General features: G+C 69.7%; 18 protein-coding genes. 4 read left to right on the plus strand and 14 right to left on the minus strand.

What is annotated here, in order from left to right; all coding sequences use genetic code 11:
* Window positions 1-32: 32 nt before the first annotated feature.
* From GA0115234_RS35815 to GA0115234_RS35855, 8 genes are all read right to left on the minus strand, one after another.
* Entirely contained in the window at window positions 33-644 is a 612-nt protein-coding gene (locus GA0115234_RS35815) for a response regulator transcription factor (RefSeq protein ID WP_093550058.1), read from the minus strand.
* Window positions 641-1,849: a sensor histidine kinase gene (locus GA0115234_RS35820; RefSeq protein ID WP_093550445.1), complete on the minus strand. Its 1,209-nt coding sequence runs from the start codon at window positions 1,847-1,849 to the stop codon at window positions 641-643. The genes GA0115234_RS35815 and GA0115234_RS35820 overlap by 4 nt, the downstream gene beginning before the upstream one ends.
* A 5-nt stretch (window positions 1,850-1,854) precedes the next feature.
* Window positions 1,855-2,595 carry an ABC transporter permease gene (locus GA0115234_RS35825; RefSeq protein WP_093550060.1) on the minus strand — a complete coding sequence of 247 codons (741 nt, stop codon included), beginning with the start codon at window positions 2,593-2,595 and terminating at the stop codon, window positions 1,855-1,857.
* Window positions 2,592-3,527, minus strand: coding sequence for an ABC transporter ATP-binding protein (locus GA0115234_RS35830; protein WP_093550062.1), 936 nt, complete (start codon window positions 3,525-3,527; stop codon window positions 2,592-2,594). Before GA0115234_RS35830 ends, GA0115234_RS35825 begins: the two co-directional genes overlap by 4 nt.
* Window positions 3,528-3,754: 227 nt before the next feature.
* Complete coding sequence (locus GA0115234_RS35835) at window positions 3,755-5,842, minus strand: peptidoglycan binding domain-containing protein (protein WP_176729368.1); 2,088 nt, start codon at window positions 5,840-5,842, stop codon at window positions 3,755-3,757.
* A 175-nt stretch (window positions 5,843-6,017) separates the two neighbouring features.
* A complete protein-coding gene (locus GA0115234_RS35845; protein ID WP_237542000.1) occupies window positions 6,018-6,464 on the minus strand; it encodes a DUF6113 family protein in 447 nt (148 codons plus the stop codon).
* Window positions 6,461-7,360: an N-acetyl-1-D-myo-inositol-2-amino-2-deoxy-alpha-D-glucopyranoside deacetylase gene (mshB, locus tag GA0115234_RS35850; RefSeq protein ID WP_093550066.1), complete on the minus strand. Its 900-nt coding sequence runs from the start codon at window positions 7,358-7,360 to the stop codon at window positions 6,461-6,463. The genes GA0115234_RS35845 and mshB overlap by 4 nt, the downstream gene beginning before the upstream one ends.
* Before the next feature lie 65 nt (window positions 7,361-7,425).
* Window positions 7,426-7,620 carry a hypothetical protein gene (locus tag GA0115234_RS35855; RefSeq protein ID WP_093550068.1) on the minus strand — a complete coding sequence of 65 codons (195 nt, stop codon included), beginning with the start codon at window positions 7,618-7,620 and terminating at the stop codon, window positions 7,426-7,428.
* Window positions 7,621-7,785: 165 nt separating this feature from the next.
* On the opposite strand from GA0115234_RS35855, the gene GA0115234_RS35860 reads away from it, so the two are divergent.
* On the plus strand, window positions 7,786-9,918 hold the full coding sequence (locus GA0115234_RS35860; RefSeq protein ID WP_093550070.1) for a S9 family peptidase: 2,133 nt from the start codon (window positions 7,786-7,788) through the stop codon (window positions 9,916-9,918).
* Between the two features lie 18 nt (window positions 9,919-9,936).
* On the opposite strand, the gene GA0115234_RS35865 is transcribed toward GA0115234_RS35860, so the two are convergent.
* The 6 genes from GA0115234_RS35865 to GA0115234_RS35890 form a co-directional block, all read right to left on the minus strand.
* Window positions 9,937-10,938, minus strand: coding sequence for a hypothetical protein (locus GA0115234_RS35865; protein ID WP_093550072.1), 1,002 nt, complete (start codon window positions 10,936-10,938; stop codon window positions 9,937-9,939).
* A gap of 182 nt (window positions 10,939-11,120) precedes the next feature.
* Entirely contained in the window at window positions 11,121-12,365 is a 1,245-nt protein-coding gene (locus tag GA0115234_RS35870; RefSeq protein WP_237542001.1) for an ABC transporter ATP-binding protein, read from the minus strand.
* On the minus strand, window positions 12,355-13,332 hold the full coding sequence (locus GA0115234_RS35875; RefSeq protein WP_093550074.1) for an ABC transporter ATP-binding protein: 978 nt from the start codon (window positions 13,330-13,332) through the stop codon (window positions 12,355-12,357). The genes GA0115234_RS35870 and GA0115234_RS35875 overlap by 11 nt, the downstream gene beginning before the upstream one ends.
* Before the next feature lie 13 nt (window positions 13,333-13,345).
* Window positions 13,346-14,320 carry an ABC transporter permease gene (locus GA0115234_RS35880; RefSeq protein WP_093550076.1) on the minus strand — a complete coding sequence of 325 codons (975 nt, stop codon included), beginning with the start codon at window positions 14,318-14,320 and terminating at the stop codon, window positions 13,346-13,348.
* Complete coding sequence (locus tag GA0115234_RS35885) at window positions 14,313-15,236, minus strand: ABC transporter permease (protein ID WP_093550078.1); 924 nt, start codon at window positions 15,234-15,236, stop codon at window positions 14,313-14,315. The genes GA0115234_RS35880 and GA0115234_RS35885 overlap by 8 nt, the downstream gene beginning before the upstream one ends.
* A gap of 125 nt (window positions 15,237-15,361) precedes the next feature.
* Window positions 15,362-16,993 carry a peptide ABC transporter substrate-binding protein gene (locus tag GA0115234_RS35890; protein WP_093550080.1) on the minus strand — a complete coding sequence of 544 codons (1,632 nt, stop codon included), beginning with the start codon at window positions 16,991-16,993 and terminating at the stop codon, window positions 15,362-15,364.
* A 473-nt stretch (window positions 16,994-17,466) separates the two neighbouring features.
* Between GA0115234_RS35890 and GA0115234_RS35895 the strand changes: the two genes are divergently transcribed.
* The 3 genes from GA0115234_RS35895 (at window position 17,467) to GA0115234_RS35905 (ending at window position 21,418) form a co-directional block, all read left to right on the plus strand.
* On the plus strand, window positions 17,467-18,495 hold the full coding sequence (locus GA0115234_RS35895; RefSeq protein WP_176729369.1) for an ABC transporter permease: 1,029 nt from the start codon (window positions 17,467-17,469) through the stop codon (window positions 18,493-18,495).
* A 73-nt stretch (window positions 18,496-18,568) separates the two neighbouring features.
* Window positions 18,569-20,350, plus strand: a complete 1,782-nt coding sequence (locus GA0115234_RS35900) for an ABC transporter substrate-binding protein (RefSeq protein ID WP_093550082.1) — start codon at window positions 18,569-18,571, stop codon at window positions 20,348-20,350.
* Window positions 20,351-20,437: 87 nt separating this feature from the next.
* Window positions 20,438-21,418 (plus strand): ABC transporter permease, encoded by a 981-nt coding sequence (locus GA0115234_RS35905; protein ID WP_093550084.1) that lies wholly within the window; start codon window positions 20,438-20,440, stop codon window positions 21,416-21,418.
* The last annotated feature ends 8 nt before the right edge of the window (window positions 21,419-21,426 follow it).

A 21,426-nucleotide genomic window follows, 5' to 3' on the forward strand; every position in this document is an offset into this window, starting at 1 on the left:
GCCTGCCCGGCTGCACCCTGCCCGGCTGCCCGCTAGAGCCAGCCCTTCTCCCGCGCGATGCGGACCGCTTCCGCGCGGTTGCGGGCCGCCATTTTCTGGATGGCCGTGGAGAGGTAGTTGCGGATCGTGCCCTGGGAGAGGTGGAGCGCGGCGGCGATCTCCACGTTGGTGGAGCCGTCCGCCGCCGTGCGCAGTACGTCGCGCTCGCGGTCGGTGAGGGGGCTCGCTCCGTCGGCCAGGGCCGCTGCCGCGAGGGTGGGGTCGATGACGCGCTCGCCGGCGAGCACCTTCCGTACCGCTTCGGCCAGTTGGGAGGCCGGGGCGTCCTTCACCAGGAAGGCGTCGGCGCCCGACTCCATGGCCCGGCGCAGATAGCCGGGGCGGCCGAAGGTGGTGACGACGACGACCTTCACGGCCGGGAGTTCGCGCCGCAGGGCCGCCGCCGCCTCGATGCCGGTCATGCCCGGCATCTCGATGTCCAGGAGCGCCACGTCGATGTCGTGCGCGTGAGCGGCCGCCAGCACCTCGTCACCACGGGCGACCTGGGCCACCACCTCGATGTCGGGCTCCAGGCCGAGAAGGGCCGCGAGGGCCTCGCGCACCATGGACTGGTCCTCGGCCAGGAGAAGTCTGATCATGCTCATTCCGTGGATCCTAGGCCGGAATCGAGCGGAACGGTCAAGGTCAGGGTGAAGCCTTTACCCGAGCCGGAGCCGGAGCCGGAGCCCGAGCCGGAAGCGGCGTGACCCGCCGCTGTGACCAGGGTGCCGTCGACCGCGGCGAGGCGTTCGCCGATGCCGGTGAGGCCGTTGCCCGGCTTCGTGCCCGAGGGGCCGACGCCGTCGTCCGAGACGGTGAGCTCCAGGACCCTGCCGTCCAGGGTCTGGCGCGGGGCGAGGGTGACCGTGCATCGGCGGGCCCCGCTGTGGCGTACGACGTTGGTGACGGCCTCCCGCAGCGCCCAGGCGAGCACCTCCTCCGGCTTCTCGGGGAGGTCCTCGGGGGCCTCGGCCGGGACGTCGGCGCTGATGCCCGCGGCGGCGAGCGCGGTGCGGGCGCCCGCGAGTTCACCGGGAAGGGTCGGGCGGCGGTAGCCGGTGACCGCACTCCGTACGTCGATCAGGGCCTGGCGGCTGACCTGTTCGATGTCCGCGACCTGGGCCGCCGCCTGTTCCGGGTGGTCGGGGAGCATCCGGCCGGCCAACTCGCTCTTGAGCGTGATCAGGGAGAGCGAGTGGCCGAGAAGGTCGTGCAGATCGCGGGCGAGCCTGAGCCGCTCCTCGTTGGCTGCGAGCTGGGCGACGGTGGCGCGGGCCTCGCGCAGCTCGATCGTCGTACGGATCAGCTGCCGTACGCCGGTCATCGAGAACCCGCCCAGCAGCGCCGGGAAGACCAGCGCCATGATGACCTCGCGGGGGTGGTCGCCGGTCAGCCCCATGCCGACCAGGACGGCCGTGACGACGGGAATCAGCCAACGTGCCGTCCGCAGCGGCAGGGTGGCGCCGACGGAGACCGCCACGTACACGAAGAGGACCAGCCACGGAGTGCCGAGCGTCAGGGTGAGGATGACGGAGAGTACGCCGAGGAAGGCGATCGTGGAGTGGACGAGACGGCGGTCCAGGGGCTTGGCCGTGTGGCGGAAGACCAGGAGCAGGTAGGCCCCGACGAAGGTCAGCAGGCCGAGCGTGCCGAGCACCGTCGCCCAGGGGGTGTGGTTGCCGTCGGCCAGGTCCTTGACCGGGGCGCTCATGAACGCGAGCCAGATACCGACCCAGAACAGCTTGATCCAGACCTGCTTGCGGTTCGTGGGCGGGCGTCCGACGCCCACGGACGTCTCGTCGTCGTTCACGCCGTTCACGCCTTCAGGGTGTCCTTCCGGTAGAGCCAGGCCGCGCCGCCCGCGAAGACCAGGAAGTAGACGCAGAGGATGGCCACGTCCTTGGCGTGCGGCGAACCGCCCATCTCGATCGCCTGGCCGAGAGAAGCGTACGCGTGTGTGGGCAGCCACTCGGAGATGTTCTGGAGCCACTGCGGGAAGGTCGCGCTGGGCATCCAGAGACCACCGAGGATGGAGAGCCCGAAGTAGATGATCATGGTGATCGGACGGACCGCGTCCCCGCTGGCGAGGTAGCCGATGGCGACCCCGAGCGCGGCGAAGACCAGCGAACCGGCCCAGATGACCCCGGCCAGCGCGAACCACTGCCAGGTCTCCACCCGTACGTGCTTGACGGCGGCGGCGACCAGGAAGACCACCACGATGCAGGGCAGGGTGACCATCGCCGCGCTGGCGATCTTCGCCAGGACGTAGCCGCGGCCGGGCAGCGCGGTGAGCCGTAGCTGGCGGACCCAGCCCTTCTCGCGCTCTTTGGCGATGCGTTCGCTGTTGCCCATGAGGACGGCGGTCAGCGCGCCGAAGGAGGCCATCGAGACCATGAAGAAGGCCTGGAAGGTGAGATCGGTGTGCGGGATCCGGTCGGAGGTGTTCTGGGTGTTGGAGATCAGCAGATAGATCACCGACGGATAGATGACCGAGAAGAACATGAACTTCTTGTTCCGCAGGGTGCGGGTCACTTCGAGTCTGATGAGGGTCTTCATGCGGTCCTGGCCTCCTCGGCCTCGGTGATGGCGACGAAGGCCTGTTCCAGGCCGAGTCCGGCGACTTCGAGTGCGCGCGGGTAGAGGCCGAGTCCGTAGACGGCGTGGACGGTCGCGTCCGCGTCGTGCGACTGGATCCGGACCCGGTTGCCGTTGACGTCGAGCGTGGCGAGGAACGGCAGACCGCGCAGGGCCGTTTCGTCGACCGGGCCCTCCAGCTCGAAGGAGACCCGGCGGGCTCCGGCCTTCGCCTTGATCTCGGCGGCGGTGCCGTCGGCGAGCAGCCGGCCCTTGTGGAGGACGAGGACGCGGTCGGCGATCGCGTCGGCCTCTTCGAGGTAGTGGGTGGCGAACAGGACGGAACGGCCCTGCTCGGCCTGCTCGCGCATGGTGGCCCAGAAGGCCTGCCGGGCGGTGACGTCCATGCCGGTGGTCGGCTCGTCGAGGACGATCAGGTCGTTGGCGCCCGCGGTGGCCAGGGCGAAGCGGACGCGCTGTTCCTGGCCGCCGGAGAGCTTGTTGACCATCCGGTCGCCGATCTGTGTGATGCCGGCGCGGGCGAGCACCTCCGTCACCGGGTAGGGCCTGGGGTGCAGATCGCAGGCGAGGCCGACCAGTTCCCTGACCGTGACGTCCTCCATCAGGCCGCCGGTCTGGAGCATCGCGCCGACGCGGCCCGCCGCGATGGCGTTCTGCGGGGTGGTGCCGAAGACCTGGACCGTGCCGGAGTCGGCGGTACGCAGGCCCAGCAGCAGATCGAGGGTGGAGGACTTCCCGGCGCCGTTGGGGCCGAGGAGCGCCACGGTCTCGCCGGGGTGCAGGTCGAGGGTGAGCCCGTCGACGGCGCGTACGGCTCCGTATGCCTTGCTGACCTGTTGGAAGCGGACCGCGGCGGTCTTCGCCCCGGTGGCCTCGGCGGTTGTCGTCGTCATGCCTCCAGCGTGGCGGAGGGCGGGAGCTTCCGGCAGGGCCGTGGGTCGTGGAAACGGGATGACAGATGTCATGCCGGGCGTATGACCCGGCTGCCGGGGAGGGCGAGGCCGGACGCGGTTCCGCTGCCGGGGAGGGCGAGGCCGGGACACGGCGCCGCCCCCGGCCGGGGGTCCGGTCGGGGGCGGGCGGTGTGGTGCTGTGCTGTGTGGTGCGTATCGGCGGGCGGTCAGCCGTTGCCGTCGAGGCCGATGACGGTGGTCCGCTCGGCCGGGGTCTTGCCGAGCAGTGCGGTCTGCATGGCCTGGGCCACGTCGTCCGCACTGAGCTGGTGCTTCTTGCCGTCACCCTTGGTGATCATGATGCCGTCGAAGACACCGTCGCAGAGGGTCTCGATGGCCTTCTTGTCGTAGTGCTCGACCAGCCGGCCGTTGACCGGCACCATCGAGAGGATCTGCGGCAGCGACCTGGCCGGGCCGAACTGGATCTGCTTGGCACCCGCCTTGATGGTGACCAGACCGGACATCGCGGGCTTGGCGAACTCCTTCATCGCCCGGTCGATCTCGGCCTGGCCGATGGTGGGTTCGCGGGTGGTGACGGGCAGCTGGACGACCTTCGACCGGCCGGTCTGCACCTGTGCGCGGTACGCGTCGCGGACCGAGGTCATCGACTGGTTGACGTCCAGCGCCTTGCCCGACTTCCCCGGCACGGCGACGGCCTTGCCCGGCTCGAACTTGATCGTGCCGTCGTTGGCCGAGCCGGAGACGCCCGCCAGGTCCGTCAGCGCGACGCCGAGCTTCTCCTCGTCGACCGGGATCACCGGGTCGACGGCGCGCTTGCCGCCGAACAGGGAGCCGATGACGGAGACCGGGTTGTAGTCGCTGCCCGCCGCAGAGCGCACGGTCTCCTGGCTGTCCAGGGCGAGCCCGGCCTTGTCCGGCGCGAGCTGGGTCTTCTTGCCGTCCACGGACAACTGGATGGGGGCCACGGCACGCTTGCCGAGGGCCGCGTCCAGCTTCGTGACGCCCTCTTCCTTCGTGCCGCCGCCGATGTCGACGCCGAGGACGGTGGTGCCCTTGGGGACGTCGGAGTGGTTCATCAGCAGCCCGGCGCCGTACGCGACACCGAGCAGCGCGACGGCGGCGGCGCCGAGAAGGACCAGCTTGGAGCGGCCCTTCTTCTTCGCGGGTGCGGGCGCCGGTTCGCTGCGGGGGGCGGGGGCCGCGGCGGAACCTCCGGGTCCTGCCGGGCCGGTGCCCATCGGGTCGCCCGGGACCCGGGACGCCGGGTCGGCGCTGCCGCCCGCGCCCGACCCGGGGCGGGGCCCGTTCGGGAACGCGGACGGGCCTCGCCGCTCCGGCGGAATGACCGGGATGCCGCTGGTGAGCGTGTCACCGGAGACGTTGCCGCCGGGGCCGGCGGGCGCCGGGGCCGCGAACTGCGGTGTCAGCACCGCCGTGTCGTCGGACATCCGGGGCACCGGGCCACCGGCCCCCTTCGTACCCGAGGGACCGCCCGGGGCCACCGGGCCGGGGCCGGAACCCATCGGCCCGGAGCCGGGGCCGCCCGGTCCGCCGAGGTCCGGCGTCAGGGGCGAAGTGCCGGTGACCGGACCCGTGGTGGGCCCGGAGGGGCCGGGGGTGCGGATGCCGAGGTCCGGCGTGGGGCGCGAGTCGCCGGACGCGGGCCCGGCGGAGCCGCCGGGGCCGAAGTCGTCGGGGCGGGGAGCACCGTGATCGCCCGTGCGCTGCGGGCCGTCCGAGAAGTACGGCAGGTCGGCGCGGGGCGGTGCGCCCTCGGCGCCCCTGATGCCGTCCGCGCCACCGGCCGTGCCGCCACCGGCGACCGAGGTGTTCGTGGGGGCCTTGCGCGGGGCGAACCAGTCGCTGCCGCTCTTCTCCCTGGCCGGCTTGTCGGCGGCCGGTTCCGTGGTCGCGGCACCGGTCCGGGCCTCGGCGGCCGACGCGGCGTCGGACCCGGCCGGCGCACCGTCCGCCGCGGGCGAGCCGGGGCGCGGGATGCCGCCCGTGCGCTCGACATCGGCGACGTCGGCGTCACCCACGGGCGTGCGCATGACGACGGGCGGGATGGGACGCGAGCCCGGGATGTTGATCCGGATGCGCGTCGTCAGCGTCGTCTCGGTCCTCGGCTCGTCGGACGGCGACGGTCCCGCAGGCTCCGGGGCACCCTCCGGGGCGTCCTGCGAAGGGTGCAGCGACGGATACTGGCGGGATCCGTACGGCGGCGTCCCCGAGGGGTACGCGGCTCCTCCACGCCCCTGGGGTCCGGAGGACGAACTGTCAGTTTCACGACTCAAAGCAGGTTCTCCCGATTGGCTCCGCCGCCCGTACTTCCCCCATGCCGCAGGCCAGGGGACGGCTCGGCGCGCCAACCACCATACTGGCCGCCGCCGACGGACACCCCGCGACCGGGGGAAACGGCTGTGCGACCACCGAACGGACACAGGGCATTACGGGATCGGACGTGGCACTTTACTTGCCGGACCGACCGCCGTCGGCGCCCGGTCGGGGCGCCCGCGACATGGTGGCACAGATCACAGCGACGGCCATCCCGCCCAGCATGAAGAGGGTGAGGCCCAGTTCGTCCCCGAAGACATAGTCGCCTTCCGGACGCCCGCCCAGCAGCACGACGATCGAAATCAGCCATCCTGCGGCGGGCGCCAGGGCGCCGAGCTGGGTGTCGAAGACGAGGCGTCCGCCGTGGAAGAGCCCGGCGGCGGCCACCAGTGCGAGCAGCAGCCCGGCGGGGAACCAGGCGGCCTGGACGAGCGCCCCGGCGATGCCGACGAGCGCGCCGAGGACGGCGAGGCCCACATAGGCGGCGATCCGCCCGGGGTTGAGCGGTGCGGCGAGGCCGGTGGCCGCACCGCCCCCGGAGGGGGCCGGGGGGCGCGGTGCGCGCTGCTTGCCGCCGCTCATCGCTCCGCCCCCGCCACACCCGCGAACAGGTCGTCCTCCCGGGCCCCTTGAGGGGCTCCGGAAGCGCCGCGCACCAACTCGTAGTGCTCGGTGACGAAGACGGGCTGCCCGAGGTCGTTGGAGAGGGCGAAGAAGGGGCCGTCCACGGCGATCTGGGTGACGTGGGCCCGCATCGCCGCGCTCTTGGCGGCGGCGTGGGCCGAACCGTCGATCTCGGCGCTGATCCGGGCGTCGTCGACCACGCCCGGTACGTCGTCGACGGCGGCGATGCCCGGGAAGGCGTCCGGCGCCGTCTCCCTCAGCCGGGCGAAGCCCGCCTCGGCGACCGTGCGCGGCACCCGGTTCCAGTAGATCTTGGCGATGGTGTGCGGGGCGCCGGACCCGGCGCGGTACGCGGGATCGGCGGCGAGGTCCGCGGCGCGCATCGCGACGCGGTGCGCCTGGATGTGGTCGGGGTGTCCGTAGCCGCCGTCGGGGTCGTAGGTGACCAGGACCTGCGGGCGCACCTCGCGGATGACGTCCACCAGGTGTCCGGCGGCTTCGTCCACGTCGGCGGCCCAGAAGGCGCCGGGCCGGTGGTTCTGCTCGGCGCCCGTCATTCCGGAGTCGCGGAAGCGGCCGGGGCCACCGAGGAGCCGGTGGTCGGTGACCGCCAGCTCCTTCATCGCGGCGTCGAGTTCACCCTGGCGGTAGGGGCCCAGGGTGTCGTCCCGGTCGGCGGCGAGATGGGCGAGGGAGGGCGGGATGACCTCGCCCTCCTCACCGAGTGTGCAGGTCACCAGGGTGACCTGGGCACCCTCGGCCGCGTACTTGGCCATGGTGGCGCCGTTGTTGATCGACTCGTCGTCGGGGTGCGCGTGCACCAGGAGGAGACGCCGGGCGGGGAGGTCCGTCATGGGTCCACCCTACGAGCCGGGCGCACCGGTCTCCGCCCGCACACCTGTCGTCGACGAGCCGGGCCTCAGAACTTGAGGCTTCCGAGCATGCCGGCCACATTCGAGGTCAGGTTCGAGATGCTCGGCGCGATCGACGAGCTGGCCAGATAGAAACCGAGCAGTGCGCAGACCACCGCATGTCCGCCCTTCAGTCCGGATTTCCGGATCAGCAGGAAGACGACGATCGCCAGCAGCACCACCGCCGAAATCGAGAGTGCCACGGCGGTTCACCTCCATCAGTACGGTCGGGACGGGCAGCACACATGGAGCCAGCAGGTTCATACCCACCGAGCGCTACGGATCATAACTATCCGTCGCAACGCATTGATCGGGGCACAGCAGCACGAGGGGCGCACGACCGGGCGGTCGGGGACTAGGTTCGCCCCATGACTTCGCAGACGATCTCCTTTCCACGCCAGCACGCCAGAACCATGCGGTTCACCCTGGGCGCCCCCCGGTCGTTCACCGTTTCGCCCGACGGGGAGCGGGTGGTCTTCCTGCGCTCGGGCTCCGGTACGGACCGCACGGGCCGGCTGTGGGTGCTCGACCTGCCGAAGGACGGAACGCCGAAGGAGCGCGTGGTGGCCGATCCGGCGGCCCTGCTGGGCGGTTCGGAGGAGCGGCTGTCGGCGCAGGAGCGGGCCCGGCGCGAGCGCAGCCGGGAGGGGTCCTCGGGGATCGTCGGCTACGCGGTCGACGCGGCGGCCGAGTTGGCCGCCTTCGCCCTCTCCGGGAAGGTGTACGTCGCCCGGCTGCGGGCGGGCACGGCGCGGGCGCTGCCGGTCCCGGGCCCGGTGATCGACCCGAGGCCGTCACCGGACGGACGACACATCGCCTATGTGTCCAAGGGCGCGCTGCACGTCGTGGGCGCGGAGGGCGACGGGGACCGGACGCTCGCCGAGCCGGAGGGGGAGGACGTCTCGTACGGTCTCGCGGAGTTCATCGCGGCCGAGGAGATGCAGCGTTCACGGGGCTTCTGGTGGGCGCCGGAATCGGACCGGCTGCTGGTCGCCCGGGTCGACAACAGCCCCGTGCGCCGGTGGTGGATCGCGGACCCCGCGCACCCGGACCGCAGGCCCGCCGAGGTCGCCTACCCGGCGGCGGGGACGCCCAACGCCGAGGTGCGGCTCTTCGTCCTGGACCTGGACGGCACCCGTACCGAGGTGGTCTGGGACCGGGCGCGCCACCCCTATCTGGCGCAGGTGCACTGGTCGTCGGACGGGGCGCCGCTGCTGCTGGTGCAGTCCCGCGACCAGCGGAGCAACCTCTTCCTCGCGGTGGACCCGGAGAGCGGTACGACGCGGACGGTGCACGTCGACGAGGACCCGGTCTGGCTGGAAATCTTCCCCGGGGTGCCCGCCTGGGCCCCGGACGGACGGCTCGTGCGGATCGCGGACGAGGGCGGGGCGCGGGTCCTCGCGGTCGGCGACCGGCTGCTGACCGGGGCACAGTTGCAGCTCCGGGAGGTGCTGGACATCGGTGCGTCGGACATCCTGGTGTCGGCCTCGGCCGGTGAGGAGGCGGCGGAGCCGGAGATCGGCGAGACCCATGTCTACCGGGTCAACGAGCTGGGTGTGGAGCGGGTCTCCGAGGGCGCCGGGGTGCACTCGGCGGTCCGCGCGGGCGGGGTGACGGTGCTGGTCTCGCACGCTCCGGACCGGCCGGGGGCCCGGACCGAGGTGTACCGGGACGGCAAGCCGATCGCCACCGTGGCGAGCCATGCCGAGGAGCCGGTGCTCTCCGCGCGGGTCCGGCTCACCGAGGGGGGCGCACGGCGAATTCCGTGCGCCGTGCTGCTCCCCGAGGGGTACGACGAGTCGGACGGACCGCTTCCGGTCCTGATGGACCCGTACGGCGGGCCGCACGGCCGCCGGGTGGTCGCCGCCCACAATCCGCATCTGACGTCGCAGTGGTTCGCCAACCAGGGCTTCGCGGTCGTGGTCGCGGACGGCCGGGGCACACCGGGGCGTTCGCCGGGCTGGGAGAAGGAGGTCAAGAACAATCTGGTGCTCTCCGTGGACGACCAGGTCGACGCCCTGCACGCCCTCGCGGAGCGGTTCCCGCTGGACCTCGGCAAGGTCGCGATCCGCGGCTGGTCGTTCGGCGGGTATCTGGCCGCCCTGGCCGTGACGCGACGGCCCGAGGTCTTCCACGCGGCGGTGGTCGGCGCCCCGGTGACCGACCAGCGGCTGTACGACACCCATTACACCGAGCGTTACCTCGGCGACCCGGCCGAGCAGCCGGAGGTGTACGCGCACAACTCGGTGATCACGGACGAGGGGCTCTCGGAGGTCGCCGAGCAGGTGCGGCCGATGATGATCGTCCATGGCCTCGCGGACGACAACGTGGTGGTCGCGCACTCGCTCCGGCTGTCGTCGGCGCTGCTCTCGGCGGGGCGCCCGCACGAGGTGCTGCCGCTCAGCGGGGTGACGCACATGACCCCGCAGGAGCAGGTGGCGGAGAACCTGCTGCTGCTCCAGGTCGACTTCCTGAAGCGGTCGCTGGGGCTCACCGGCTGATCGGGCGGGGCTTCCCCGTCACCAGCCGGGCGGCGGCTGGGACGGGGGCGGCGGCCCGAAGACGCCGGGCCGCGGATAGCCGTACCCCTGCCCGTAGCCCAACGCGGGCGGGCCGGGGGGCTCCTCCGGGCCCGGCCTGGCCAGCACCAGCAGCACCACGGCTCCGGCGATCAGCTCGAAGAACCAGGTCAGCACGGTGAGTTGGTCCTCGACCCGCGGATCACCGAAGTGGTCCAGCAGCTCGTAATGAACCGTGCGGGCCACCCCCAGCACCCCGCCGACCAGCAGCAGCGCCCCGGCGATCAGGCCGAACGGCCGCGCGTGCACGGCGCGCAGCAGGGCGCTCACGCCCGCGAACAGACAGAGCAGTATCAGGACCGCCGAGAACCAGCCGGGCGGCGGGTCGATCAGCCCCTGCATGATCCGGTCCCCGCCCACGATCCAGTCGGGGTAGAGCTCCGGGAGCCGCACCGCCTGACGGATCTCCCAGGCGGCCACGACCACGCCCGCCACGCCGAGGAAGAGGAAGGCGACTATCCCCGCGCCCTGCCCCGGCCGGGCCGGGAGGCGTTCCGAGAAGTCACCCGCCGGCCTGCGGCCCGCCCCCGCGGTGATGATCAGCGCGATGCCCGCCGCCAGCGCCGCGAAGAAGCAGAGCAGGGCGCGGGTGCGGAGGTCGTCGCTGAACCGGGCGTCCATCCGGGACTCACCGATGTTCCAGAGACCGGGCAGCCGCAGGACGATCGTGACCGCTCCGGTCGCGACCAGCACCGCGGCGGCCGCAGAGGAGCGCAGGGCCGCGACGGCGGCGACGAGATACACCACGAACAGCACCACGTCGTACGCCGAGGTGACGGGCATCATCGGGCGCCGCAGGTCGTAGTAGCCGGCCCAGTAGCGCCACAGCGCCCCGATGTCGTCGGCCGCCCTGAGGTCCCGTACGAGCCAGCCCGCGACGATCAGCGCGAGCGCGGCGCAGAGAACGGCACCGGCGATCCTTGCCCCCCGAGTGAGTATCACCCGAGCGATCCTCCACCGCGCCCGCCCACCGGACAAGGGGTTCGTCGGCGTGGTGCTCGAACGGGCAGCCGGCCGGGAGGACATGACGGCCTCCCGGCCGGTACACGGCACCCGCACGGCCGTACGCCGTCCATGCTGGCCGGTTCGTATATCGGACGTGCGACGGTCCGGTTGCCCCCGCGTTAACGTGCCCGGGGCCGGTCGGCTCTCAGCCCGCCGGGGTGGTCCCGGACGACGGGGCCGGCCCACTGTCCCCGTCCGCATCCCCCCGACTCCCCCTGCTCCCCCCGCTCATCCAGCAGCCCCTCCGGCGGTACCACCTGCTTCTCCTCCGCGAAGTGGCAGGCCGAGTCATGCCCGGCCGGTGACTCGGTCAGCCGGAAGACGGCCGGGACCGCCAGCAGCGGCACCTCCAGTTCGCACCGCTCCTGCGCCTTCCAGCAGCGGGTGCGGAAGCGGCAGCCCGAGGGCGGGTTGGCGGGCGAGGGGACATCGCCGTGCAGGATGATCCGCTCCCGGTGCTCGCGGGCCGTCGGGTCCGGCACGGGGACGGCGGAGAGCAGCGCCTGGGTGTACGGATGCGTGGGATGTTCGTAGATCTGCTCGTCGGAGCCGGTCTCGACGATCCGGCCCAGATACATCACCCCGACCCGGTCGGAGATGTGCCGGACGATCGACAGGTCGTGCGCGATGAAGACGTAACTCAGCCCGAACTCCGCCTGGAGCCGGTCCAGCAGGTTGACGACCTGGGCCTGTACGGAGACGTCGAGGGCCGAGACGGGCTCGTCGGCGACGATGATCTCCGGGTTGAGCGCGAGGCCGCGGGCGATGCCGATGCGCTGGCGCTGGCCGCCGGAGAACTGGTGCGGATAGCGGTTGATGTACTCCGGGTTGAGGCCGACCACGTCCAGCAGGTCCTGGACCTTCCGGCGCCGCTCGCCCTTCGGGGCCACCTCGGGGTGGATCTCGTACGGCTCCCCGATGATGTCGCCGACGGTCATCCGGGGGTTGAGCGAGGTGTACGGGTCCTGGAAGACCATCTGGATGTTGCGGCGCACGGCCTTCAGGGCGCGCCCCGACAGCTTGGTGATGTCCTCGCCCTTGTACTTGATCGCGCCGGCCGTCGGCTGCTCCAGATGGACCAGCATCCTGGCCACGGTCGACTTGCCGCAGCCGGACTCCCCCACGATGCCGAGCGTCTCGCCCGCCGCCAGGTCGAAGGAGACCCCGTCGACCGCCTTGACGGCGCCGATCTGCTTCTTGATCAGGATGCCCTGGGTCAGCGGGTAGTGCTTGACCAGATCGCGGACCTCCAGGATCGGATCGCCGCCCGCCGCCGCGGACCCGGCCCGTGCCCTGGCGAGCAGCGCGCGGGCCTTCTCCCCCTCTTCGCGCGCTTCCTTGCGCCCCGAGTGGTCAGCGTGCATCGAGCGTCTCCTTCCAGAAGTAGCAGGCGCTCTCGCGGTGCTCGGTCACCTCGAACAGCGGCGGCACCTCGCCCCGGCAGATCTCCTGGGCCATCGGGCAGCGCGGGTTGAAGGCGCAGCCGGGCGGGATGTGCAGCAGGTTGGGCGGCAGGCCCTTGATCGCGTACAGCTCCCGGCCCTTCTGGTCCAGGCGCGGGATCGACCGGAGCAGGCCCTTGGTGTACGGGTGGGCGGGTGCCCGGTAGATCTCGTGGACCGGGGCGGATTCGACGATCCGGCCCGCGTACATCACGGCGATCTTGTCGGCGACGTCCGCGACCACGCCCAGGTCGTGGGTGATCAGGATCAGGCCCATGTTCAGCTCGCGCTGGAGTTCGGCGAGCAGGTCCATCACCTGGGCCTGGACGGTGACGTCGAGGGCGGTGGTGGGTTCGTCCGCGATGATCAGCGAGGGCTCCAGCGCCATCGCCATGGCGATCATGATGCGCTGGCGCATGCCGCCGGAGAACTGGTGCGGGTAGTTCCCGACGCGTTCCTTCGCCGCCGGGATGCGGACCCGGTCCATCAGCTCGACGGCCTTCGCCTTCGCGTCCTTGTGGGACATCCCCCGGTGCACGACGAACATCTCGCCGAGCTGCTCCCCCACGCTGAGCACGGGGTTGAGGGAGGAGAGCGCGTCCTGGAAGATCATGGCCATCTCCTGGCCCCGGATCCTCCGGCGCTCCTCCTTCTTCATCTTGAGCAGATCGCGGTCCTTGAAGAGGATCTCGCCGCCGCTGATCCTTCCCGGGGGCATGTCGAGGATGCCCATGACGGCCTGGGCGGTGACCGACTTGCCGGAGCCGGACTCGCCGAGGACGGCCAGGGTCTCGCCCTCGGCGACCGAGTAGTCGACCCCGTTGACGGCCTTGGCCACCCCGTCGCGGGTGTGGAACTCCACGTGCAGATCGCGCACTTCGAGCAACATGGCAGCGGGCTCCTCAGCGCAGCTTGGGGTCGAGGGCGTCGCGCACCGCGTCGCCGAGCATGATGAAGGCGAGCACGGTCACCGCGAGGGCTCCGGCGGGCCAGAGCAGCATGTGGGGGGCGTTGCGGATGTACTGGGAGGCGGCGGAGATGTCGATGCCCCAGGAGACGGCGGGCGGTTTCAGGCCGACGCCGAGGAACGAGAGGGTCGCCTCCAGCGAGATGTAGGTACCGAGCGCGATGGTCGCGACGACGATCACCGGTGCGATGGCGTTCGGGGTGATGTGGCGCAGCAGCATCCGTGTGTTGGAGGCGCCGAGCGCCCGTGCCGCCTGTACGTAGTCGTTCTGTTTGGCGGTGATCACGGAGCCGCGGGCGATGCGGGCGATCTGCGGCCAGCCCAGCAGCACGATGAAGCCGATCACCGGCCAGACGGTGGAGCTGGTGACCACGGAGAGGAAGACCAGACCGCCGAGGACCACCGGGATACCGAAGAAGACATCGGTGAGCCGGGAGAGGATCGAGTCCGACCAGCCGCCGAAGAATCCGGCGAGCCCGCCGAGCACCCCGCCGAGCAGGGTGACGCCGAGGGTGGCGCAGACGCCGACGGTCACCGAGTTCCGGGCCCCGTAGACGGTGCGGGTGTAGACGTCGCAGCCCTGTCCGTCGAAGCCGAAGGGGTGTCCGGGCTGGGAGCCCTCCTGGGCCTTGCCGAGGTTGCAGTCGAGGGGGTCCTGGTCGGCGATGAGGGACGGCCAGATCGAGATGACCACCAGGAAGAGGATGAGCAGGGCGGAGATGATGAAGACCGGGTTGCGGCGCAGGTCACGCCAGGCGTCCGACCACAGGCTGCGGGGTTTCTCGGCGGGGCCGGCGCCGTCCGGGCCGCCCGGGGGCCTTTCGAGGGTCGTGCCCTCTTCCAGGGCGAGGTCCATCACGCCTCCCGCTCCGGCGGACGAGATCGCCTCGTCCGGTGTCTGCTCAGGCATAGCGGATCCTCGGGTCGAGTACGGCGTACAGCAGGTCGACGATCAGGTTGGCCGCCAGGAAGACGAGGACCAGGATGGTGACGAAGCCGACGACGGTCTGGGAGTTCTGGCGCAGGATGCCCTGGTAGAGCTGGTAGCCGACGCCGTGGATGTTGAAGATCCGCTCCGTGACGATCGCCCCGCCCATCAGGGCGCCCACGTCCGTACCGATGAAGGTGACGACCGGGATCAGTGAGTTGCGCAGCAGGTGCCGGATGACGACGCGGCGCCTGGGCAGCCCCTTGGCGACGGCGGTGCGGACGTAGTCGGCGCGGGCGTTCTCGGCGATCGAGGTCCGGGTGAGCCGGGTGACGTACGCCAGTGAGACCGAGGCGAGGACGAGTCCGGGGACCAGCAGTTCGTCGAAGGGGGCCTCCGGTGAGACGGAGGGTTTGATCAGGCCCCACTCGACACCGAGGAGGAGCTGGAGCAGCAGGCCGGTGACGAAGGTCGGGATGGAGATGACGACCAGGGTCAGGATGAGCACGGTGGTGTCGACGGGGCGGCCGCGGCGCAGACCGGTGACGACACCGAGGCTGATGCCGATGACGACCTCGAAGACGATCGCGACGACGGTGAGCCGGATCGTGATGGGGAAGGCGGTGCCCATCAGCTCGGTGACCTTCTGCCCGTTGAACGCGGTGCCGAAGTCGCCGGTGAAGACATTGCCCATGTAGGTGAGGTATTGCTGCCAGACGGGCTTGTCGAGGCCGAATTCCGCACGGAGTTGGGCTGCGGTCGCCGGGTCGCACTGGCGGTCGCCGCAGAGACCCGCGATGGGGTCGCCCATCACATTCACCATGAGGAAGATCAGCAGCGTGGTGCCGAAGAAGACCGGGATCATCTGCAGCAGCCGCCGGATCACATAACGTCCCATGAAGGGCTCCGGGGGTCGCGGGGGTCAGAGGCTCGGGGCTGGGGAGTGACGCGTCGGGGACGGGGAAGCCGGGTGGCCGGTGCGCTCCTGGCACCGGCCACCCGGCCTCGGGTCCTCCGGCCGGGTCACTTGACCTTGATCTGCTCGTACACCGGGACGCTGAACTGGTTCAGTGCCACATCGCTGATCCGGTCCGAGTAGCCGGCGCTGCCGTTCTGGTACCAGAGCGGGATGACGGGCATCTGCTCGACCAGGACCTTCTCCGCGTCCTGGAAGGTCGAGACGGCCTTGGCCTTGTCCGACTCGGCGTTGGCCTTGTCGACGAGCCCGTCGAACCTCTTGTTGCTCCACTTGCCGTCGTTGGACGAGGCGTCGGTGTAGTAGACGGGCTGGAGGAAGTTCTGGATGAGCGGGTAGTCCATCTGCCAGCCGGCCCGCCAGGGGCCGGTCGGCTTCTGCTGCGAGACCTGGCTGCGGAAGTCGGCGAAGGTGCCGACCGGGGCGCCGACGCACGCCTTGTTGTTGCCCATCACCTTGTTGATGCTGTTGCAGACGGCGTCGACCCACTCCTTGTGGGAGCCGGTGTCACCGTTGTACGAGATCTTGAGCTGGCCGCCGGGGATGCCGCCGCCCTCCTGGACCAGCTTCTTGGCGTCCGCCGCGTGGTACTCGCAGGGCGCCCCGCAGAGCCCCTTCTTGAAGCCGCCCGCCGTGCCGAGGACCGGGGAGGTCCAGTCGGAGGCGGGGGTGCGGGTCTTCTGGAAGATCTGGTCGGTGATCTGCTGCCGGTTGATCGCCATCGACAGGCCCTGGCGGACCTTGATGCCGCCGGGGGTGTCCCACTTCTTGTCGTAGAAGGGGAAGGCGAGGGTCTGGATGATGCCGGCCGGGGTGTTGATGTAGCGGTCGCCGAGGTCCGCCTTGACGTTCTTCAGCTGCGAGGCGGGGACGTCGTCGACGAGGTCGAGGTTGCCGGCCGTCAGGTCCGTGTAGGCGGTGTTGTTGTCGGTGTAGACCTTGAGGTCGATGCCGCCGTTCTGCGCCTTGTCGTTCCCGGGGTACTTGTCCCACTTGCGCAGGCTCATCGACGAGCCCTTGGTGTACGTGTCGACGGTGTACGGGCCGTTGCCGATGGGCTTGGACACCCAGGCGGCGTGGTTGGTGAAGAACGCCTTGGGCAGGGGGGCGAAGGCCGGGTAGCCGAGGGTGTCGGGCCACAGGGAGAACTTCTGCGACAGCTTGACCGTGAACGTCCTGGGGTCGACGACCTTGAGGCCGGAGAGCGTGGTCGCCTTGGCGCTGCCGGTGTCGGGGTGGACCTTGTCGTAGCCGTCGATGTAACCGAAGAAGTAGGCGTTCTTCTGATTGTTCTTCAGCAGGGCGCCGTAGTTCCAGGCGTCCACGAACGACTTGGCGGTGATCTTCTCGCCGTTGCTGAAGGTCCAGCCGTCCTTCACGGTGACCGTGAAGTTCTGGTTGTCCTTGGTGTCGATCTTCTCGGCGAGCATGTTGGTGGCCGCGCCGGTCTTCGGGTCGTACCTCTTGAGCCCCCGGAAGATCATGTCGAGGACCTTGCCGCCCTGCACCTCATTGGTGTTCGCGGGCTCCAGCGGGTTCTGCGGGTCACCCCAGGAAGAGCTCACGATTCCGTTCGCCCCACCGCCGCCACTGCTGCTGCCCCCGCCGCCGCACGCCGTCGCCGCCAGGGCGACGACCACCGCACATGCGGCCCACTTGGCCTGTGTGGCTCCGCGCATGGAGTGCCTCCTCGTAGTGCTCCGTCTCACTTACGGTCAAATATCACCGCATAAAGGGCATCCATGCACATTTACTCCACCCATTCGGGCGCGTCGAAGCCCGCTTCGAGTGGCACCTCACGGCCGGAGGGGTTGCGGGCGTGCACCTGACATACACCGGAGCGATAACGGCCAGGCATCGAATGCGCATCGACCGCGAGCCCGCCTGATCGTATGTACGTATTCCGAGACAACCACGCCCGCATATCGGACTCATTGCCGGACTTCACCCGTTAAGTCGCGAACACGCCTCCGAAAAAGCCAAACGGAAGCAAAGCCACACCCAAAGAAAAGTCATGCATTGGTAAATTTTCCAAAGAGCGCGCCAAGGGCGTCGGACATTCATTGACCCTGCATGAATTGCGTTGAAAAAGTCCGGGTAGCCCGTAGGTGTTGCCCTGCGGAGTCCTTCGACCCTCCGGGCCAGGAGCACCATGACGATTCCAACCCCGCAAACCACCACCCCCCTTGAGGTGGAGGATGCGAAGCCGCCGGCCATAGCGGACCCGTCCGCGTCCAAGGGCGGGAACGGCCGTTCGCCGGGCAAGATGGCCTGGCTGCGCTTCAAGCGCGACCGCACGGGCATGATTTCGGCCTATGTGGTCATTTTCTTCTTCGTGATCGCCATCTGCGCGCCGCTGATCGCGAAGCTGTACGGCAAGGACCCGTACACGACATACGGGTCGAACGATCCCAGCCTGCTGGACGATTTCGGTTCGCCCATGCTGCCCAACGGCGGTATCAGCAGTGACTTCTGGTTCGGCATCGAACCCGGCCTCGGCCGGGACGTCTTCACCTTCCTGCTCTACGGCATCCGCAACTCGCTGCTCATCGCTGCGGCAACCACCCTGCTGGTGACGGTGATCGGCATCGCCATCGGTATCACCGCGGGCTACCTGGGCGGCAAGACCGACTACCTCGTGGGCCGGGTCATCGACATCCTGCTGGCCTTCCCCTCCACGCTCTTCTTCATCGCCTTCTGGCCGGTGATGCTCTCGATCCTGGTCGCTCCGGACGAGAACACCCCGGTCTGGCTGACCGTCGTCAGCCTCATCTCGGTCATGACCGCCTTCGGCTGGGCATCCATCGCGCGACTGCTGCGCGGCGAGGTACTCGCCCTGCGCGAACGCGAGTTCGTCGAGGCCGCCAAGGTCACGGGAGCGTCTCCGGCACGCATCATCTTCAAGGAGCTGCTGCCCAACCTCTGGACGCCGATCCTGATCCAGGCCACGCTCGCGCTGCCCGCGTACGTGACCGCCGAAGCGGGCCTCGCCTTCCTCGGTGTCGGCCTCAGCGACCCGACACCCGACTGGGGCGTGATGATCCAGCGCGGATCGGACGTCTACCAGAGCGACATCACGTTCATGCTCTTCCCCGGCCTCACGATGGTGATCTTCGTCATCGCCTTCAACCTGCTGGGCGACTCGGTGCGTGACGCACTGGACCCGAAGACCAAGCGCTGAACCGTACGTCCTCCGGCGGGCGACGGGGCCCGCCGGAACAATCGTTTCTCTCCCTCGACCAGAGCAGGAAGCCATGTCCCTTTCCCGCAGAAACTTCGTCATCGCCACGTCGGTCGCGGCCGGCGGTTCGATGGTCCTCTCCGCCTGCAGCAGCGGCAGCACGGCCAAGAAGGGCGGTGGCGCCGGACACGGCGGTGCCGACAAGTACACCGGCTCGGTCGTCGTCGGCACGAAGGCCGACTCCACCGGCCCGGCCGCCGAGATCCCGGGCGCGAAGAAGGGCGGCACGATCCGCGGCATCGCCCCGGACGACTTCTCGCACCTGGACCCGCAGCGCGTCTACTTCTCGTGGAACTCCGCGGTCGGTGACCTCTACGTCCGTGGCCTGACCGGCTACAAGATCGCCTCGGACGGCACGATGAAGCTCGTCGGCGACCTCGCCACCGACGCGGGCACCATGTCCGACGGCGGCAAGACCTGGACCTTCACCCTGAAGGACGGTCTGAAGTGGGAGGACGGCAAGGAACTCACCATCGAGGACGTGCGCCACGGCATCGAGCGCGGCTTCGCCAGCTTCACCACCGAGGGCGCCGGCTACGCCCAGACCGCGCTGACCGGCACGGCCGACTTCCGCTCGAAGTACAAGGGCCCGTTCGGCGGCAAGCACCTCGACTCGATCGTGACCGATGACAAGGCCAAGACGATCACCTTCAAGCTGGCCGAGGCCCGCCCGGACCTCAACTTCACGCTGGCGATGACCTCCTACGGCGCCGTCCCGGTCAAGGGCGACACCAAGGAGAAGTACGACAAGGACCCGGTCTCCTGCGGTCCGTACCGCATCAAGGCGCACTCCGTCGACAAGTCGATGACCCTGGTGCGCAACCCGCACTGGGACCCCAACACGGACTCGATCCGCAACGCGTACCCGGACAGCTTCGTCTACGAGTTCGGCCCCGAGTCCCTCCAGGCCGCCGACCGGCTGATCGCCGACGACGGCGACGACAAGTACGCGGTCATGGCGTACAGCGGTGTCCCGGCCGAGCGCATCCAGAAGGTCCTCACCGACCCCGAGCTGAAGAAGCGGACCTTCAACGGCCTGCTGACCGGCATCTACTACTACGCGATCAACACCAAGCGGATCACCGACCTGAAGGTCCGTCAGGCCATCATCCACGCCTGGCCGCTGGAGCAGATCCGCAAGATCTACGGTGGTCCGTCGGCCGGTGACTACGCGACCTCCATCCTGAGCCCCGACATCGTCGGCTACGCCAAGGACGACGTCTACGGCAAGCTGAAGAAGCCGCAGGGCGACCCGGAGGCGGCGAAGAAGCTGCTGAAGGAGGCCGGCAAGGAGGGCCAGAAGGTCGTCTACGCCTTCCCGACCAGCAACACCTACAACAAGACCAAGGTCGTCATCGAGAACGCCCTCAAGGCGGCCGGCTTCACCCCCGTCATGAAGCCGCTGGACTCCACCAGCTACTACGACCAGATCCAGCAGATCGACAACCAGTTCGACGTGATGTGGTTCGGCTGGTCCCCGGACTGGCCGACCGGTTACACGCTGATGCAGCCGCTGTTCGACGGCGGCACGATCGCCAACGGCGCCAACAACATCTCGCAGCTGAACGTCGACTGGGTCAACGAGGCGATCAAGAAGAACGTCACCATCGCCGACCCGGCGGAGGCCGGCAAGGCCTGGGCCGCCCTGGACAAGCGGATCATGACGGAGGAGGCGCCGATCATCCCCGAGACGTTCCAGCGCCGCTTCTACCTCTACGGCGAGAAGGTCGGCGGTGCGATGTTCCACCCGCTGTGGTCCTCGGCCGTCTTCTACAAGCTGTTCGTGAAGGCCTGACGCCGACACTCCTGAGGCGGGGCGCCCCTGCGGCGCCCCGCCCGCTCCACTCCCCCTCGTCGGCGTCTGCCAGGGAAATCCATCGCCATGTTCCGCTTCCTCATCCGCCGGGCAATCGGCGCACTGGTCATCCTGCTGATCATCAGTGCCATCACTTTCGTCCTCTTCTACGTCGCGCCCCGCGACCCCGCTCGTGTGGCCTGCGGCAAGGTGTGCACGCCCGAGACGCTGGCATTGGTCAAGCGCAACCTCGGCATCGACGACCCGCTGCCCGTGCAGTTCTGGCACTGGCTGCAGGCAGTGTTCGTCGGGAGGGACTACTCGTCGTTCGGGCACTGCCCCGCACCGTGTCTCGGCTACTCCTTCCACAACCGCGAGCCGGTCCTCGGGACCATCCTCGACCGCTTCCCGACGACGCTCTCCCTCTCGCTCGGCAGCGCGGTCGTCTTCGTGATCTTCGGTGTGGGCACCGGCATGCTCGCCGCGGTCAAGCAGGGCAAGTGGCTGGACAAGGTGGCGTCCTCGGCGTCGCTGATCGGCTCCTCGATGCAGATCTACATCGTGGGCGTGATCGCCATGTACTACCTCGCGGACCAGTGGCACATCCTGAGCCGCCCCAAGGAAGTCCCCTTCACCGAGAACCCGGCCGGCTGGTTCACCGGGCTGCTGCTGCCCTGGCTGGTGCTGGCGCTGATCTTCACCGCCAACTACACCCGTATGGCACGCTCCCAGCTCGTCGAGACGCTGAGCGAGGACTACGTGCGCACCGCACGCGCCAAGGGCCTCTCCCGGCGGACGGTGTTCTTCAGATTCGCCTGGCGCGGGGCCATGGGCCCGATCGTCACCATCTTCGGCCTCGACATCGGTGTGCTGTTCGGCGGCGCGATCATCACCGAGAAGACCTTCGGCCTGCACGGCATCGGCGCGCTCTCCGTCAAGGCGGTGAACGACAACGACCTGCCCCTGTTGCTCGGAGTCGTCCTGGTCGCGGCAGGAGCGATCGTCGTCTTCAACATCATCGTCGATGCCGTCTACGCCCTCATCGACCCGCGCGTCCGCCTCGCCTAGGGAGAGAT

This window comes from Streptomyces sp. DvalAA-43 (genome assembly GCF_900091725.1).
GTDB lineage: Bacteria > Actinomycetota > Actinomycetes > Streptomycetales > Streptomycetaceae > Streptomyces > Streptomyces pulveraceus.

Coding starts and splice junctions, on each gene's coding strand:
- GA0115234_RS35815 (WP_093550058.1), bottom strand. CDS start 644: ATGAGCATGATCAGACTTCTCCTGGCCGAGGACCAGTCCATGGTGCGC.
- GA0115234_RS35825 (WP_093550060.1), bottom strand. CDS start 2,595: ATGAAGACCCTCATCAGACTCGAAGTGACCCGCACCCTGCGGAACAAG.
- GA0115234_RS35830 (WP_093550062.1), bottom strand. CDS start 3,527: ATGACGACGACAACCGCCGAGGCCACCGGGGCGAAGACCGCCGCGGTC.
- GA0115234_RS35845 (WP_237542000.1), bottom strand. CDS start 6,464: ATGAGCGGCGGCAAGCAGCGCGCACCGCGCCCCCCGGCCCCCTCCGGG.
- mshB (WP_093550066.1), bottom strand. CDS start 7,360: ATGACGGACCTCCCCGCCCGGCGTCTCCTCCTGGTGCACGCGCACCCC.
- GA0115234_RS35860 (WP_093550070.1), top strand. CDS start 7,786: ATGACTTCGCAGACGATCTCCTTTCCACGCCAGCACGCCAGAACCATG.
- GA0115234_RS35870 (WP_237542001.1), bottom strand. CDS start 12,365: ATGCACGCTGACCACTCGGGGCGCAAGGAAGCGCGCGAAGAGGGGGAG.
- GA0115234_RS35875 (WP_093550074.1), bottom strand. CDS start 13,332: ATGTTGCTCGAAGTGCGCGATCTGCACGTGGAGTTCCACACCCGCGAC.
- GA0115234_RS35880 (WP_093550076.1), bottom strand. CDS start 14,320: ATGCCTGAGCAGACACCGGACGAGGCGATCTCGTCCGCCGGAGCGGGA.
- GA0115234_RS35885 (WP_093550078.1), bottom strand. CDS start 15,236: ATGGGACGTTATGTGATCCGGCGGCTGCTGCAGATGATCCCGGTCTTC.
- GA0115234_RS35890 (WP_093550080.1), bottom strand. CDS start 16,993: ATGCGCGGAGCCACACAGGCCAAGTGGGCCGCATGTGCGGTGGTCGTC.
- GA0115234_RS35895 (WP_176729369.1), top strand. CDS start 17,467: ATGACGATTCCAACCCCGCAAACCACCACCCCCCTTGAGGTGGAGGAT.
- GA0115234_RS35900 (WP_093550082.1), top strand. CDS start 18,569: ATGTCCCTTTCCCGCAGAAACTTCGTCATCGCCACGTCGGTCGCGGCC.
- GA0115234_RS35905 (WP_093550084.1), top strand. CDS start 20,438: ATGTTCCGCTTCCTCATCCGCCGGGCAATCGGCGCACTGGTCATCCTG.